We start from the raw sequence: 15,823 nt of genomic DNA, 5'->3' as shown, positions 1-15,823 counted from the left end.
CGCTAATTAGGGTAAAGATAAACGATAGTCATAATATCGGGAGGCGATATCCATGTTTCATTATACGGTAGAGACCACCAAGACCCCTGAACAAGCCATCGATGCCTTAACGGAAAACCTCAAGGAGGACAAGTTCGGTGTGCTTTGGCACCTGGATATGAAGGAAAAGCTGAACGAAAAAGGAGTGGAGCTGGACCGTCCTTATCATATCCTTGAGGTATGCAATCCGGTTGAAGCGAAACGGGTCCTATCGGAAAATGCTTTGGTCGGGTACTTCCTTCCTTGCAAGCTGGCCGTTTATGAGGAGAACGGGACGACGAAGATCGGCATGCCGAAGCCGTCCGCTCTAATCGGATTGGTCGAGAATGATACGTTAATGAGCATTGCCCGGGATATCGAGGAGCGGTTGACCGCTTGCGTCGACAAGAGCATCTAAACTTAGAGCGATAAGCCTAACAAAAAAAGAATCCAAGTGGCTCAGCCCCCACAGGCTGCCGCTTGGATTCTTTACTTTTCCTCTTTTTTCGGAGATGTCGCCACTTTGACGTCAGCCTTGATCAGCGAGTAGGGGATGGTTTTTCTATCCTGGTCCATCAGATACTCATCGAGTTCTTCGGCATTGCCTACGGGATAGGTGCTTTGCCGGCTGTTCGCTACCGTCTCGTAAGAGGAGAGACTTTTTTCCAGTGCGGGGGTAGCTTCTTGTTCCGAGCCCTTCTCCTTCAAGCTCTTCTTCTCCATGGCGATTTGTTCCTCTAACATTCGGAGGACTTCCGACTTCTTGAGCTGCGGCCCGCGAGCTTCTCTCGAGTTCATATTCCTCTCCTCCTGTAATCCGATTGGATTCAGACTGAATTCATTTGTTTAATGGTAAGGGAAACCAACATTATCCTTCTATTCTTCTTAACACTCTTTGTCCAGCCTGAAACTACAATCGACAACATAGCCGTTACATGAAATGGTTTCTTGTGGGAAAAACTATTCCAAACAAAAAATTAGGGAGGGCCTATGAGTAACTTATACGACAAGTTTGGCGGCGAGGAGAACATTTCGAAAGTAGTGGATTATTTTTATGACTTGGTTCTAGCGGATCAGAAGGTGAATGCCTTCTTCGAAAATACCGATATGGAGAAGCAGCGGCGCCATCAGACTAAATTTATCAGCTTCGCATTAGGCGGGCCTAATAACTACAGCGGTGGAGCGATGGCCAAAGTACATGAAGGAATGAATTTGCAGCCGGAACATTTCGATGCGATCGTCAGACACCTGCGGGCCGCACTGGAGCATTTTGGCGGGAAGGAAGAGGACATAGCGGCGGCATTGGATAAGGTGGAGTCCCTGCGAAACGATATCTTGTACAAATAAAACAAGTGGGACCTGTGGTGTATGACGAGAAAGCCGAAAGAAAGAATCCAAGTGACGGCCCTGGCAGGCTGCCCCTTGGATTCTTTCCTTTTCTCTTTTTTCTTAAGATGTCGCTGCATTCGGGCTCTATAGATCTTTGCGATTGAACGCCCGGCATCCCAAAAAAAGCAAAAACAAGGCGTACCCTACCGTATACAGCAGGTAGCTATTCGAAGGAACGCTCGGCATGGAAAAAGGACCCATGTCAGACGTCGCCAACCCGGCAAAGTCGGCTCCCCCAAAAGCTTCATAAAGGCTTCTCCGGTAGACGGAATCCGTAGGGAGGAGCAGCCCCGTTAGAAGGAAGAATTTGTCTAATGCCGGATGGTTTCCTCCATAGCTGGAAACCCCTTCCACCAGCCCGCTAAACAGGGCAAATCCATACAGTAGAGCGGAACATATTCCGTTCCCGAGCATCGGCAAATAGACGGAACCCAGCATGGTCAAGGTAAGAAGAAGAAGCGGCATCCAAAGAAACAGGACGGCGCCCCGCAGCAAGTCTGAGATCAATACGGGAAGTCCGGCCAGACTGTTTGCCACCCAAACCACGGAAACAAACAAAACGGTGCTGTACACGGAGATCCAGATGGCGTGTCCCAGCCATTTGGCCAAATAGAGCTTCCAGCGGGGGATGGGGCGGGCGGCGACCGCCAGCAGCAGGCCGTTTTCCTGTTCACCCGTGATCGTTCCCATCGTGGAAAACAGCACGAAGAAAGCGGCCAGCAGCTGGGAGAAAAAAAGCCCCAGTATCATTAGAACCATACCATTCAGCATGGCTTCGGCAGGGGAGACCCTGTTCTGTTCCCAGACCGAGCTCAACTCCCGGATTCCGAAGGCGAAGAGGACCAGAAAGACGAGGGTTAGAATAAGCGTGACCAGAAACACCTTTTTTCGCGTCAGCTCCTTAAAGGTGGCCATAATGTACATGGTCATTGCGGAGCACCCCCTTCCCGATAACGTGCCATCCGGAGAAACCAGGCCTCCAGGCTGTTAGGTTCAGGGCCGGATTCGTAGAGGCTTAAGCCGCTTTGGATGAACAGGGAACACAGGTAGCCGGCCTGTTCCCGGCCGGTCACGCGTGCTCCCAGGAGAGCATTCCCGCTTGCATCTACTTCCACTAGCTGCAGCGGGGAAGAGAGGACGTTTCTGACGGCTTCGTTCAGTTCCGTTAAGGTATAGGGCAGCCATCCACCGAGCCGGAAGCGCCAGTTGGCTCCGCTTTCCCCAAGTTCACCGGAACTAAGAAGAAGCTGATGCAGCGGACCCGACGCCAGCAGTTCTCCTCCGTATAAGAAGGCCGCTTCATCGCAGAGGTCCTCCACATCCTCCAATAGATGAGTGTTAAGGAAGATGGTCACGCCTTGGTTCCGAAGCCGTTTGAGCAGCTCCCGGATTTCATAGCGGCCGACAGGGTCCAAGGCAGACGCAGGTTCGTCCAGAATCACCAGCTCGGGATCGAGAAGAAGGGCGGCAGCCAGGCCTAGACGCTGCTGCATCCCCTTGGAGAAGCCCCCGACCCGCCGGTTTGCCGCTTCGGACAAGCCGACTAGCTCCAAAGTATCCCGGACCCGGCTGCGAAACGCGGATGTCCTCGTCTCTATCGGGCGTAGCCCCCCCAGCTGTCCATGGAAGCGGAGCACCTCCTCCGGGGTCAGCCAATCCTGAAAGCGGAACAGCTCGGGCAAATACCCGAGCTTGCGCCTTGCCTCCGGCCGGCCCAACGGATGTCCCAGCACGGCGGCCCGTCCGTGATCGGGACGATGGAGGCCGGCCAGCATTTTGACGAAGGTGCTTTTGCCGGCACCGTTAGGACCTAACAGGCCAAAGATGCACCCCTCCGGCACCTGCAGGGTGATTCCGCGGCAGCCGCCTTGGCCGTTATAGGTTTTGGTTAATTCCACCGTGTCGATCATCATGGCCGGATGAGTTCCTCCGCCGCTTGCTGCATGTCGGATTCCGTTGAGAACAACTTCGTATCTCCGCTCAGCAAGTTGATCCGGTTCCCATCGACCCAAAGCAGATAACGCGTGCTGCCATTTACGGTCATGACCGCATCATGCCCTCTCAGGCTAAGGTTCTTGGTCACACCGCCGCGGGCCGGAATCGGCAGGGTGTTCTTCCAATCGCCGATGGCCGCGAGCTTGGTCCGCAGGCTGTCCGGCAGAACAGGCAGCCCCAACACCGCCTCCCGAACGGCTGCTGCATCGATCCCGTCATCCACGTTCAGTTCCGGCTTGCCGAACTGAAGCAACCGTACCGGCTTGCCCGCCAAAGTGCCCTCTGTCGAGATGCCGTCCGGGATATTCAGCCGGAGGGCTTTACCATCCGCCTCGGCAGGCAGATTCGTCGCGCTGCCCAAACGGGTGAGGAGACGGTTGACTGCTTTTACTTTCAAATTAAAGGTTAAGGTGGTTCCGGGTTGATAAAGCGGATCCGTCGAATCCTCAAGCTGAAGCAGGGAGGACCCTATCCCTTGTTGTGCTTCGCTCCAAGTAACCGTATGGGCTTTCCCGCCGCCGAGCTGGGTCAAGGTGCCGTATTGGGCAAGATCAAATCTACGGTCTCCGTCAGGGGATCCCCGGTCTATTAAGGAGGAGATGGCCGTCATGTCATCCGCGGAGATTTCGACTCCGACCACATGCTGAATACGGAAGGTCTGCTGCATAGCGGCCAGAGCCCGGTCTCCCAGCGTGGTGGTGAAAAGACCGATCACCAGAACAGAGGCCGCCGCGCCGGCGGCTAGTCTTCGAATTTGGCGTCTGACGGGTTTCTCCGTCCGCCAGGTGCTCATCTTTACGGAACTTCCCGAGTAGGAAGTCTTTGCCGCTACGTCAGCCGGAAACTCTGGAGTGAATGGGGTAAAATTCGCTTTCTTCATGCTTCGGTCACCATCCTTATTGAAATGTTTCTGTTTCCAAACCGTTGGCACCGGCTCCCGGGCAGCTAGCCTTTCGAAACGGTGCCAAGCCCGATCCGTGTCAAAAACCGGCTCCCCGCCGGTCCGCTTCGTCTCGTCCGCCATTGTGGGGTTCCTCCTCTTGATCGTATTTCTTCTTCAGCCGAGCCTCCGCCCGAGCCAGCAGCGTGCCGACAATCTTCGGATTGACCTCCAGTCGGGAGGCAATCTCTTCGTAGCTGTATCCTTCTTCCCGTAAAAGTAAGGCGGTCCGGTCCCGATCCGTTAGCTTCTTCAGCAGACGGCGGACCACTCCTTTTTCCCATTCCCGGATTGCCTCCGTCTCTCCCGAAGGCACCGTTCCTTCCGCAGCCGCTATACGCGCGCTTTCCTTTTCCATTAAGGTCTTGCCTGAAGAGCGCTGTCTCAAATAATCATAGCCCAATCGGGTCAGTACCCGGTGAAGCCAGGCGCCAACCGCTTCCAGCCGATCCGGAGGGTTCCGGTACAGACGCAGGAATACCTCTTGGGCCAGATCCTCCGACGCCGCATAATCGCCGGTCAGCGCAAAGAGCTTCCGTGCCACCCCAGGGTAATGCTCCCGGAACAGACTCTGGAATAGCTCAGGTACCTGTTCGCCTTTTTCCATGCTGCCGCCGTCCCCCTTTCGTATATAAGACGGATGCCGATCCGTTTTTGTAGCAGGCAGAATAAAACAATAGGAAAGTCTTTATAGTGGATTTTACTGGAAGACGCTCCGGAAAAATAGTAGGATCAGGTTAGATAGAAGTCAGGTTTGTTACAAGAAGGGAGTGTAGGTCATGTCATGGCATCCGGACGATTATTTGGAGCAGCTCTATACGAAGGTGCAGCCGGAGCTTAGATTCCGGGCCGCAGACCTGGCGGAATGGGGGGCTTGGCGGGAACGGCTGCGTCAGCGGTTCCTCGAGAGGCTCGGCGGCTTTCCGGCCGAACGCGCAGCGCTTGAGCCTCGTTTGCTGGAGGAGAGGGACTGCGGGGATTATACGCTTCAGCGAATCGAGATAACCACGTATGCAGGCTTGCGCATGCCGGTTTATCTGTTAATCCCCAAGCATTCCGAAGAGCAGGCCCTGCCCGCAGTGCTGGCGCTGCACGGTCACGGATATGGCAGCAAGGAAATCGTCGGTCTCTCGCCGGACGGGGAGATGGAGTCCACGGAGGAGAGCTACCAGAAAAACTTTGCCGTATCGCTTGTTCGCCGCGGTTTCCTCGTAGCGGCACCGGAGCTTCTGGGATTCGGCGACCGCCGTCTCCGGCAGGAGGCAAAGGAAGGAGCATCCCATTCCTGTCACTCGTTGTCCACGTATTTGCTGCACATGGGACTTACCATGGCGGGTCATCGTGTTTATGAAACGATCCGGGTGCTGGATTACCTCCTGAGTCGAGGGGATATCGATCCCGGGCGAATCGGCTGCATGGGCATCTCCGGAGGCGGACTGACGGCCGGGTTTGCCGCCGCCCTCGATGACCGGATCCAGGCCAGCGTCGTCAGCGGCTATGTCAACACGTTTCAATCGAGCATCCTGTCGATCCACCACTGCGTTGACAACTATGTGCCCGGGCTCGGAGCAATCGCGGAAATGCCCGATTTGATTGGATTGATCGCGCCTCGGCCTTTGCTGATTGAGGCGGGTGACCGGGATCCGATCTTTCCGGTCGGGGCGGTACATGAAGCTTACGGACAGCTGACCCGCATTTACCGGCTTCTCGGTGCGGAAGACCGGCTGGCGTTGGATCTGTTCGAGGGAGATCATCGCATTAACGGAGCCGTAGCTTACGACTGGTTGGTTCAGCAGACCGGCAAGGATTGTTAAAAACGGATTCAACTTCTTTAGCACGTTCCGCCCGCTCGGTTATGGTACAATCGTCTGAGACCAGCTTGAGGAGGAAGCCCTCTTGAATCAATCCTTACCGGTGCCTATTCGTAATGTAGGCATATTCGCCCATGTCGATGCGGGCAAGACGACAACTACGGAGCATATCTTGTATGAAAGCGGGCGGATTAGGACTCTCGGCAGTGTGGATGCGGGAACGGCGCAGACGGATTGGCTCGACGTGGAGCGGGAGCGCGGAATATCCGTTCACGCAGCGGTTACCCGGTTTGACTGGAACGGGATTCAAGTTAATCTCATCGACACCCCTGGGCACGTGGACTTCTTAGCGGAGGTTGAACGATCGATGCGGGTTCTGGACGGTGCCGTCGTCATCGTTTCGGCCGTCGAGGGCGTGCAAGCCCAGACGGAGGTCGTCTGGCAGGCGCTTCGGGATCTGCAAATCCCTGCGATCTTCTATATAAACAAAATGGACCGGGTCGGAGCCGACCCCGAACGGACGCTCGCCCATATTCGTACCTTGCTATCGGACGGCGCCGTTCCCGTCCAAGCTCCGGCGGGCAGGGAAGAGGCGTTCGCCGGAAATGTTGACTTGTTAACGGACCTGCCGGCTTCACCCGAAGCAGCCTCCTACCGGCTGATCCTGGAGGAAGCGCTGGCTGAAAGGGAGGAATCGCTGCTCGAGGCGTTTCTGGAGAAGGGGAGTCTGGACAACGCGGACTTGCTTCCGAAGCTGGAGGAGGGAATCCGCCGCTGTGAGCTTTTTCCGGTGCTGTTCGGAGCCTCCAGCCGGGGCCTAGGTGTTAACGCTTTAATGGAAGCGATGGTGCGCTGGCTCCCAAGCCCGGTCGGGGACCCCGAGGCGAAGGTGTCCGGAATTGTCTTCCGCTTGGAGCGCGATCCCGAGATGGGGCGTGTCGCCTTCATGCGTCTCTATAACGGTACCTTGCGCAACCGGGATACCGTTCACAATGTAAGCCAAGGCATAGACGAGAAGGTTACGCAGATCCGCAAGATCGACATCCGCAAATCGGAGGACGTCGGCTTGCTCCAAGCCGGAGACGTGGCGGCGGTGTACGGCTTCGGTCGCACGCGAATTGGCGATATCCTCGGTTCGACGGACGGGATTCCGGGTGAGCGGAGGCTCGCGGTCCCTCTCCTGACCGTTCAGGTGCGCTGGCAAAGCGAGGTTGACTATCCGAAGGTCGTGGCGGCCTTTCAGGAATTGGCGGATGAGGATCCTCATCTGGATGTCCAGTGGCTGCAGGGGGAAAAAGAGCTGCATCTGAAGGTGATGGGTCCCATTCAGGCCGAGGTGTTGACAGCCATCATGAAAAGCCGCTATAAGCTTGACGTTACCTTTGACCCGCCGTCGGTCATCTACAAAGAAACGCCTTCGCAGTCAGGGGAAGGGTATATTGCTTATACAATGCCTAAGCCTTGCTGGGCCATTCTGCGGTTTCGGATTGAGCCCGGTCCGAGGGGAATCGGTCTTGTGTACCGGTCGGATGCCCGGCCGGAGCGTTTATTGGAGAGATACCAGAATGAAGTCGAGCGCCGGGTCCCCGAAGCGCTGCAGCAGGGGCTATCCGGCTGGGAGGTGACGGACCTCCGGGTCACGCTGCTCGAAGGTGAGCATCATGTGTGGCACACCCACCCGCTCGATTTCGCCGTGGCGACCCCGATGGGGATCATGAACGGTCTGGCGAATACAGGCACGAAGCTGCTGGAGCCGCTCTTGAAATTCCGCTTGTCGGTGCCGGAGGAGTTCGGAGGCAAGGTGATTAACGAGATCGTCGTCATGAGAGGCGAGTTCGATTCGCCGTTCATCCGAAGCGGGCGGCTCGAGCTCGAGGGGATTCTGCCCGTGGCGACGTCTCTCGATTTCCCGGCGCGTCTAGGGTCGATGACCAAAGGGCGCGGGACACTCGCCACCTCTTTTGCCGGCTATCAGGAGTGTCCGCCGGATGTACGAGCGGAACGCAAACGCCAAGGAGTGAACCCGCTGGACCAATCCAAATATATTTTGGCGGTACGCAATGCCATTACCCAGTAGAAAGGCGATCCCGCCGTTACTCTTACAAAGTCCGGGGTTTTTAGGAGATGCTTAGTAGCGTGATGCAAGGAAGCTCATGAGAGGCAAAAAACCGGGAAGGTCCGAGACCTTTCCGGTTTTTTGTATGATGGAAGCCCGAACAAGCCGGCAACCCTAGCATATCTTGAAGGGAGGCTAATTCAGATAGAAGAGGAGGATAACAATAATGATCCAAAAATCGAACCCCAACCGGTTTGTCACGGCTCGCGTTCTGCGCGAGGTGGCCAGGGCGATGCTTCCGTTCTACCAGGCCGTTGCTCTCAACAAGGACTACGCCACCCGATGGGGAAGGGCGGTCATAACCCTCAACGTGACGGAGATGCTGCGGTTGTTCCGTCTAGTCTCCCCTTTTGCCAAGAAGCCGCTTCCCGGCACATTCAAGAGCGGGTATACGGTAAATTTTGAATTCACGGGTCCGGTCAATCTTTATGGCAGCAGCACCACGCTTCCGCCGGGAACCCTTAAGCTTATCGCGCAGGAAACGAGAGCCCATCAAGCAGTGGCTCGGGCGATTTTGCCGCTTTATAGGGCATTGGCCTTCAACGCCGCCTTTGCCGAAGTATTGGCTAAGGCGATCCGCAGGGGGGATACCCAGACGGTCACGTTCCTGGTGCGCAGTCTGATTCGAGACCCGCGGCTCCGGACGGTCAAAATCGAAGAATCGGGAGTGGCGCTCGCTTTCAAGTTTGCTTTCAGTCCGAACACGTATGAACATTTTCTGTTCCATGAAGTGTTCGAATAGTTCCCGCACTCCTCTTTAATCAACTTAGGGAGACTTCAGTGAACAGGAAAAAGGCAGCCGAAGTTTGAAATCGGCTGCCTTTTCCTACGGCGGCTTTTTACAGCCATTTTAACGATTACCCTTTTACCGAACCGATCATCATGCCTTTGACAAAATACCTCTGAAGGAAAGGATACAGCACGAGGACCGGGATGCTCGCGACCATGATGAGGGCATACTTGATGAGCTCGGCGTAGCGCTGGGCTTCCGCGATGGATTCGGGATCGACGACGGCATCGGAGCCGTGAGCCGACATCTGGCTCGATATCAGGATGCCGCGCAGGACGAGCTGCAAGGGGTAGAGCTCGGCATTGTGCAGGTAGATCAAGGCGCTGAAGAACGAGTTCCATTGGGACACGGCGGTAAACAAAGCCATGACCGCGATAATGGGGGCCGAAAGAGGAACCGCCATTTGGAAGAAGAAGCGGAATGTCGAGCAGCCATCCACCTTGGCCGATTCGAACATTTCCTCCGGCAGCGTGTTCTGGAAGAACGTCCGCACCACGATGACGTAATACGCCGATACGGCGGAGGGCACGAACAGCGCCCACATCGTATCCACCATCCCCAATTTCTTGATGATGATATAAGTCGGAATCATGCCGCCGCTGAAGAACATGGTGAACACGATGAGAAACATGAGAAGATTGCGCCCGGCCATTTCTTTGCGGGATAGGGCGTAGCCCCCTGGTATCATGAGGGCTAGGCTGATCACGACGTTCAGCACCGTGTACAGAAGCGAATTGCGATAGCCTCTCCAGACATCGTTGTTATTAAGAATGATGCGGTAGCCTTCCATGGTGAAGCCTTTGGGGATTAAGCTGACCCCCCCTGTATTGACCGCCGTCGGATCGCTGAACGAGGAGATGACTATGAAATATAAAGGATACAGCACAATTAAGAGAAAAATGGACAATAGCGTGTAGTTGATATAGTCAAACGCCTTGTCGGCCCGGGAACGGGCAATCCTGGACACGGCATCGAACGCATCCGTTTTGGCCATGGCCGATTCCTCCTAGAACAGGCTCTGCTGCTTAAATTTTTTGGCGAGCTGGTTAGCTGATAACAGCAGAATGAAGTTAATGAGATTGTCGAACAGTCCGATCGCCGCCGAGTAGCTGTACTGCGCGCCGACCAAACCGGTTTTGTACACATAGGTTTGAATAACCTCGGAAGCATCGATATTGAGGTCGTTCTGCATGAGCAGGACCTTCGAGAAGCCGAGGGAGGCAAAGTGTCCCATCTTCAGAATAAGCAGGATCATGATGACGGGCATGATCGACGGGATGTCGATATGGCGTACCCGGTGGAATTTGTTGGCCCCGTCCATAATAGCGGCTTCATGAAGCTGTGGATCGACGGCCGTTAAAGCGGCCAGATAGATGATCGCGCTCCAGCCCGTCGTCTGCCAAATCTCCGAGATGATGTAGATCGGCTTGAACCAGGCGGCTTCTCCAAAGAAGTTGATTCGTTCCCCGCCGAGGAGATCGATCAGGTTGTTGACCATACCCGTCCGCGGGTTAAGGAAGATGAACAGCATGCCCACCAAGACGACCGTCGATATGAAGTGGGGAGCGTACGTGATGGTCTGCACCCATTTCTTGAACCGGAGCTTGGTAACCTGGTTCAACATTAACGCGAAGAGGATGGCGATCGGGAAAGCAAAAATCAGTTCGTATAGATTGATCAACAGCGTATTGCTGAGCGTGTTCCAGAAGGAATAGGAATTAAAGAAGCGTTCAAAATGCTCCAAGCCTACCCACTTGCTCCCGAGAATGCCGGCGCTGGCTCTAAAATTTTTGAAGGCGATTTGAAGGCCGTACATAGGCGCGTACTGAAAAATGGCGACATGCGCAAGCAGCGGCAGCAGTAAAACGTAGAGCTGCCAGCTGCGGAGAATCCGCAGCCGCAGCGCGACGACCCTCGGTTTGGCAACCGGTTTGGAACGCGCTAACATCGCCCTTTCCGTTTTGGTATTCATCCGTTATCTACCGTCCTTTGCATGATGCAAGCCGAGAAATACCCGCTAGATAAAGGATTGCGGTTATTTTTTGGCCAGATTCTTTTTGTTGGTGTCATAGCCGTCCTGATAGACCTTGATGAAATCCTTCAGGCCCATTTTGTCCAGCGTCTTAAGGTAGTTGTCCCATTCTTCGTCAATTCCGCCTTTGGCGATCCATTGGGCTTCCGTTTTATCCGTATATTTCTTGATGTCCGTTTGGTAACGCTCAATTTGCTTGTACTGCTCGTCGGTGAACATGATATTCGGGAAGATCCAATGCTTCATGTAAGGTTTGAGGGCTTCATACCACTCGTCGAAGTCGGGATCCAACTGACCGGGCTCCGCCTTCGGAAGGTTCTGCTTCTTACGCATTTCTTCGGAGAATCCGTAGACGAAGCTGTTGTAAGGCGTCTCCTTAACCTTCCATTCCCCGGCGGTAAAGTTGGATGGATTCTCAATGATGTCATACGTTCCGTTATCGAGCTTCTTCAGACGGTTAGGACCTTCGCGAAGCATTAGGGACATTTCGGGTTCGTACGCCCGGTCCACCCATCTCATGGTCGCTTCCGGATGCTTGTTAACCTTCGTGATGGTGAACATGCCGGGCGTCATCTGCAGGTTGTTGTACGCCGTGACCTGTGCTCCGGTAGGACCGACCAGGGGAACCATAGGAGAACCATAATCCCAACGGAACGAAGCATTCGTGATCTGATCCGCGCTCCAGGCGAAGAATGCGCCGACCGACGCCTTCTTGCCGGCCGAAATCTTGGCAATATGCTGCGTGGAATTTTGCGTAAAGCTATCAGGATCGATGAGGCCTAGCTCGTACAAAGAATGAAGGTACTTGATCGCATTCTTGAACTCTTCCGTTCCCCGAACGAATTGAACCTTGTCATCCTTCACGATGAACTGACGGTCCAAAGTATTGAAGGAGCCGAACAGATTGCCGAAGCCATACTGGCTATCTCCATATACGCCGGTCAGCGGGATCTCATTGTTGGGGTTGCCGTCCCCATCCATATCCTTCTCTTTAAACGCTTTCAAAACTTTAAGTAATTCTTCTGTTGTTTTGGGCATTTCCATTCCAATCTTCTTCAGCCATTCTTTGTTGATCCAAAGGGTGTTCCCGTCGGCATGCTTATACTCCGACATGTTGGCGAGCGGAAGGGAGTAGATATGCCCGTCGGGAGCCGTGATCGCCTGCCGGACCTCCGGATATTTAGTCAGAAAATTTTTGAGATTCGGAGCATACTTCTCAATCATATCCTCCAGCGGAATAAACATCCCGTCCGCTCCGCCCGTCACGACCTGCGAGGTGGTGAGATCGAGAAGGACATCGGGAAGATCATCGCTTGCAATGATCAGGTTTCGCTTCGTCTTCCAGTCGGTACCCGGCGTAAGATTCCAATTGATCTGAACGTTCGTTCCCTCGTTGATTTTCTTGAACGTCTCCAATTCGTTCCATTTTGCTCCGGTTCTGTCGTCGAAATTGCCGGCAATGGTCAGCGTAATCGGATTATCCACGATCGGCAGCCCGGTTTCATGGAAGTCTGCCGGCGTTTTTGCTGTTGCTTGCTTCTCGCTCGAACAGCCTGCCATCAGAATCACGACCGCGCCCGATACGGCCGAGATTGTAGTTGCCCGTTTCATTTTCACGTTCCGTTTCCTCCTATAGGTCTGTATTGGGAATGACCCCCGCTTGAATCTTACACCCACATGTTAGCAACCGCTTCCGGGAAGAGTCCATGCACGTTTTTTTTCCGCACATAGATTTTGTTTCATAGTGAAACAAAGTCCATCTTTCATGAAGGAATCTTACATGTTCAGGCAGAGGAGCGCTCCGTATAATGAGGGCCAAATAAGACTTCTTGCCCAAGGGTTGGAAGATTCCATCACAAGAAAGCAGGGAAAACATGGAAAATTATTCGAAGCGAGAAGTTGTCCACACGGAAGTATTGGTGCTTGGCGGGGGATCCGGAGGCATCGGTGCAGCCCTTGCCGCCGCCCGGGAAGGAGCCAAAACGATGATCGTCGATCGCCAGGGGTTTCTTGGCGGGAATATGACCATCGGGCTGCCGCTGCTCGCTTTCCTGGATGCCCAAGGCCGCCAGGTTACCGGGGGGCTGCCTCAGGAAATCGTCGACCGTTTGACGGAGCTGGGCGGTTCCTTCGGCCATCGTGAATGCCCGCTGCATAACTCCACCACGGTCATTGATCCCCAATTAATGAAGATCGTCATTTTCGAGAAAATCAAAGAATACGGGGTGCAGCCTCTTCTGCATTGTGAAATAATAGGGGTGAATGTCGAAAACGGTGAATTAAAATCCGTTCTCTTAAAAGGAAAAGGCAAGGAAATCGAAGTGTTCGCCGATGTGTTCATCGATGCGACCGGAGACGGCGATGTGGCCTACATGGCGGGAGCCGAGTTCGAAAAGGGGCAGTACGCCAACGGGGAAACCCAGCCGCCTACTCTCATGTTCACCGTTGGCGGGTTCAACCTGGAGAAGTTCATGGATCACCTGGAAGAGCATCCGGAGGAATTGAGGCACGGCCATTCGATGAAAATCCGTCCCGGTTACACGGCGGAATTCCTGCGGGCGAGCGAGAATCATGTGTTCGTCGGCTTGAAGAATACGATTTCCAAGCTCCGGGAACAGGGCAAATGCCCGATCAGCCGGGATACGATCATCTACATCAATCTGCCAAGAGAAGGACATATTGCCCTCAACTGCATCCGTATTCTGAACTTCGACGGAACGAATATCGAAGAGCTCAGCCGGGGTGAAGTGGAATCTCATCTGCAGGTTCTGCCGTTGATTAACATGCTGAAGGAACACATCCCGGGCTTTGAGGAGATCTATCTCTCTTCGATCGCACCTTTCCTGGGGATCCGCGAGACCCGCCGGATCGTCGGCAAGCAGATGATTCGGGAAGAGGCCGCCGTGAACGGCACCATTCCGGACGATACGATCGCCTTGGGCTCCTACATTATCGACATTCACAGCGGAACGAACGATTCCACCGTCATCCGTTCGCTTGCCGGCCCTTACGGCATCACCTATGGGGCGGTGATCCCCAAAGACATCAAGCGCCTGATGTTGAGCGGACGCTGCATCAGCGTCGATCCCGTCGTTTTCGGTTCATCCCGGGTCATGCCGACCTGTATGGCCGTTGGAGAAGGGGCGGGAATCGGAGCCGCTCTGGCCGTTCAACAGAAGATTGCCCCGGAGGACGTGGACGTTCAGGAGATCAGAAGCCGGCTGCGGAAGCACGGAGCCATTCTTTCGCTGGAGGACGCCGCCGCAACCGCAGGCGCCCAAGCCTAACCTTTAATCGAATCGGGAGGGGATTCTTGTGTCGGAAGGACAATTAACCTTTTTTGGAGGAGTCGCGAAATCCGGTGGCGTGCAGGTGATGTACGGGAAAGAAAAGCAGGCGCTGTTGTTCGATTTCGGCGTGGAGCACAGCAGCCTTCTGTTCCCTACTCAGGTCACGCTGTACGAACCGGTCAATGCGACGCCGGGGCGTGAGCTGCGCCAGTTTCTGCTGGGCGGCATGACGGCGCCGCTGCTGGAGCTGTACGACCCGGACCAACGGAAAGGGCTGGATGAGGCTAGTGTGCTTCGTGCATGGGGGGGAACCGAGTTCCCCCGTTATGAGCAAATTCATCTCTACATCGGGCATATGCATACCGATCATATGGCGCTGCTTCCTTTTGCCCATCCGGATCTTCCGGTGTACATGAGCCACGATTCGCATGCCCTGTTCCGCGGGATGGTGGCTGGCGGACACAGCTTGGATACCAAAGCCCGGATCACCGCCTGCGACGATCTGAGAGTATTGGATTTCGGTGACTTTACGGTTCAGATCGTGGAGATGGATCACAACGCGACCGGAGCGTCCGGCATCATCATCGACGACGGTACTCATAGAATAGCGTATACGGGAGACTGGCGGAGACAGGGCAAGCACCCCGACCGGATTGACCGGTTCATCGAGCTCTGCCGCAGCAAGCAGATCGACGTCCTGATCACGGAAGGAACCCGGCTTACGGCCGATCCGTCTTCCGTGCCTTATCAAATGACGGAGGAAACGCTGCTCTCTCGTTTCAACGACCTGATCGGTGAAGCCGAAGGGCTCCTGTACCTGCAGGTTTCACCGAGGGATCTGGAGCGTATGGCCGACATGATCGCCATCGCCGCAGGCGAAGGGAAGAAATTGGTCATGGATGCTTCGCTAGCCGCGGTTTGGGACGCCGCCAACCGGGAAGGGGTACGCCGGCTTAACGGACATCCGGCTCTGGACATTCCTATTCGTATTCTCGATGCCACTGTCACGCCGGACTTGGCTGTGCCGTATGAAACCGTTTCTCTCGAAGAGGTTGCGGAGCACAAGAGCGAGTACGTGTATTTTTTCAAATTCCCATCCCTTGCTCTTCTCATTGAGCTGGAGACGCTTGGGGATGCGCAGGGCCGCTCGATGTTCATTCAATCGGATTACAGCGTCAAAATCGACAGCCCCGCCATCAGCAAGTTCCTGAACGCCTTCGGCATCGCAGGCCATTCCTTGTCGAACGGCGGACATGCCCATCCCGAGGCGCTGGCGGACCTGATCGAGCGAATCGCGCCGAAAACCGTCATTACGCTTCACAGCAAATTCCCAGAATCGCAAAATACAAAAGGAATCCCCGCTTACTTCCCGACGAAAGGGGAAACCGTCCCGGTTTCTTCCATCCTGAATTCCGTCGTAAGCAGCGTGAAGGGATGAACGA

The 15,823-nt window shown here is 54.8% G+C and carries 15 protein-coding genes; 7 read left to right on the top strand and 8 right to left on the bottom strand.

Features of this window, described 5'->3' with window-relative positions:
* Positions 1–52 precede the first annotated feature (52 nt).
* The gene (locus MJA45_RS13825; protein ID WP_315607832.1) at positions 53–436 is read left to right on the top strand and encodes a DUF302 domain-containing protein; all 384 of its coding nucleotides are present in this window, start codon (positions 53–55) and stop codon (positions 434–436) included.
* Positions 437–507: 71 nt separating this feature from the next.
* Here the strand turns inward: MJA45_RS13825 and MJA45_RS13820 are convergent, their stop codons facing one another.
* Entirely contained in the window at positions 508–816 is a 309-nt protein-coding gene (locus MJA45_RS13820) for a hypothetical protein (RefSeq protein ID WP_315607831.1), read from the bottom strand.
* Between the two features lie 192 nt (positions 817–1,008).
* On the opposite strand from MJA45_RS13820, the gene MJA45_RS13815 reads away from it, so the two are divergent.
* On the top strand, positions 1,009–1,365 hold the full coding sequence (locus tag MJA45_RS13815; RefSeq protein ID WP_315607830.1) for a group I truncated hemoglobin: 357 nt from the start codon (positions 1,009–1,011) through the stop codon (positions 1,363–1,365).
* A gap of 126 nt (positions 1,366–1,491) precedes the next feature.
* On the opposite strand, the gene MJA45_RS13810 is transcribed toward MJA45_RS13815, so the two are convergent.
* Genes MJA45_RS13810 through MJA45_RS13795 form a run of 4 tightly spaced genes read right to left on the bottom strand, consistent with a single transcriptional unit; the run spans position 1,492 to position 4,949 of the window.
* Entirely contained in the window at positions 1,492–2,337 is an 846-nt protein-coding gene (locus tag MJA45_RS13810) for an ABC transporter permease subunit (RefSeq protein ID WP_315607829.1), read from the bottom strand.
* The gene (locus MJA45_RS13805) at positions 2,334–3,320 is read right to left on the bottom strand and encodes an ABC transporter ATP-binding protein (protein WP_315607828.1); all 987 of its coding nucleotides are present in this window, start codon (positions 3,318–3,320) and stop codon (positions 2,334–2,336) included. The genes MJA45_RS13810 and MJA45_RS13805 overlap by 4 nt, the downstream gene beginning before the upstream one ends.
* Positions 3,317–4,426 carry a hypothetical protein gene (locus tag MJA45_RS13800; RefSeq protein ID WP_315607827.1) on the bottom strand — a complete coding sequence of 370 codons (1,110 nt, stop codon included), beginning with the start codon at positions 4,424–4,426 and terminating at the stop codon, positions 3,317–3,319. The genes MJA45_RS13805 and MJA45_RS13800 overlap by 4 nt, the downstream gene beginning before the upstream one ends.
* Positions 4,383–4,949, bottom strand: a complete 567-nt coding sequence (locus tag MJA45_RS13795) for a sigma-70 family RNA polymerase sigma factor (RefSeq protein ID WP_315607826.1) — start codon at positions 4,947–4,949, stop codon at positions 4,383–4,385. Before MJA45_RS13795 ends, MJA45_RS13800 begins: the two co-directional genes overlap by 44 nt.
* A 172-nt stretch (positions 4,950–5,121) precedes the next feature.
* Here MJA45_RS13795 and MJA45_RS13790 point away from each other — a divergent pair, with 172 nt between their 5' ends.
* The 3 genes from MJA45_RS13790 (at position 5,122) to MJA45_RS13780 (ending at position 9,011) form a co-directional block, all read left to right on the top strand.
* Entirely contained in the window at positions 5,122–6,156 is a 1,035-nt protein-coding gene (locus MJA45_RS13790; RefSeq protein ID WP_315607825.1) for a dienelactone hydrolase family protein, read from the top strand.
* Between the two features lie 82 nt (positions 6,157–6,238).
* Complete coding sequence (locus tag MJA45_RS13785; protein WP_315607824.1) at positions 6,239–8,230, top strand: TetM/TetW/TetO/TetS family tetracycline resistance ribosomal protection protein; 1,992 nt, start codon at positions 6,239–6,241, stop codon at positions 8,228–8,230.
* Positions 8,231–8,435: 205 nt separating this feature from the next.
* Positions 8,436–9,011: a hypothetical protein gene (locus MJA45_RS13780; protein ID WP_315607823.1), complete on the top strand. Its 576-nt coding sequence runs from the start codon at positions 8,436–8,438 to the stop codon at positions 9,009–9,011.
* 115 nt (positions 9,012–9,126) lie between these two features.
* On the opposite strand, the gene MJA45_RS13775 is transcribed toward MJA45_RS13780, so the two are convergent.
* From MJA45_RS13775 to MJA45_RS13765, 3 genes are all read right to left on the bottom strand, one after another.
* Complete coding sequence (locus MJA45_RS13775) at positions 9,127–10,053, bottom strand: carbohydrate ABC transporter permease (RefSeq protein ID WP_315607822.1); 927 nt, start codon at positions 10,051–10,053, stop codon at positions 9,127–9,129.
* Positions 10,054–10,065: 12 nt separating this feature from the next.
* Complete coding sequence (locus MJA45_RS13770; RefSeq protein WP_315607821.1) at positions 10,066–11,031, bottom strand: ABC transporter permease; 966 nt, start codon at positions 11,029–11,031, stop codon at positions 10,066–10,068.
* Between the two features lie 63 nt (positions 11,032–11,094).
* Positions 11,095–12,708, bottom strand: coding sequence for a type 2 periplasmic-binding domain-containing protein (locus tag MJA45_RS13765; RefSeq protein WP_407083132.1), 1,614 nt, complete (start codon positions 12,706–12,708; stop codon positions 11,095–11,097).
* A 257-nt stretch (positions 12,709–12,965) separates the two neighbouring features.
* Here MJA45_RS13765 and MJA45_RS13760 point away from each other — a divergent pair, with 257 nt between their 5' ends.
* Together MJA45_RS13760 and MJA45_RS13755 are read left to right on the top strand one after the other, a co-directional pair.
* Positions 12,966–14,378 (top strand): FAD-dependent oxidoreductase, encoded by a 1,413-nt coding sequence (locus MJA45_RS13760; RefSeq protein ID WP_315607820.1) that lies wholly within the window; start codon positions 12,966–12,968, stop codon positions 14,376–14,378.
* Between the two features lie 28 nt (positions 14,379–14,406).
* Positions 14,407–15,819, top strand: a complete 1,413-nt coding sequence (locus MJA45_RS13755; RefSeq protein ID WP_315607819.1) for an MBL fold metallo-hydrolase — start codon at positions 14,407–14,409, stop codon at positions 15,817–15,819.
* Positions 15,820–15,823: the final 4 nt, after the last annotated feature.

It is taken from the genome of Paenibacillus aurantius (genome assembly GCF_032268605.1).
Taxonomy (GTDB): domain Bacteria; phylum Bacillota; class Bacilli; order Paenibacillales; family NBRC-103111; genus Paenibacillus_AO; species Paenibacillus_AO aurantius.
Note: the sequence above shows the minus strand (reverse complement) of the source record. Positions and strands in the feature narration are given on the sequence as shown.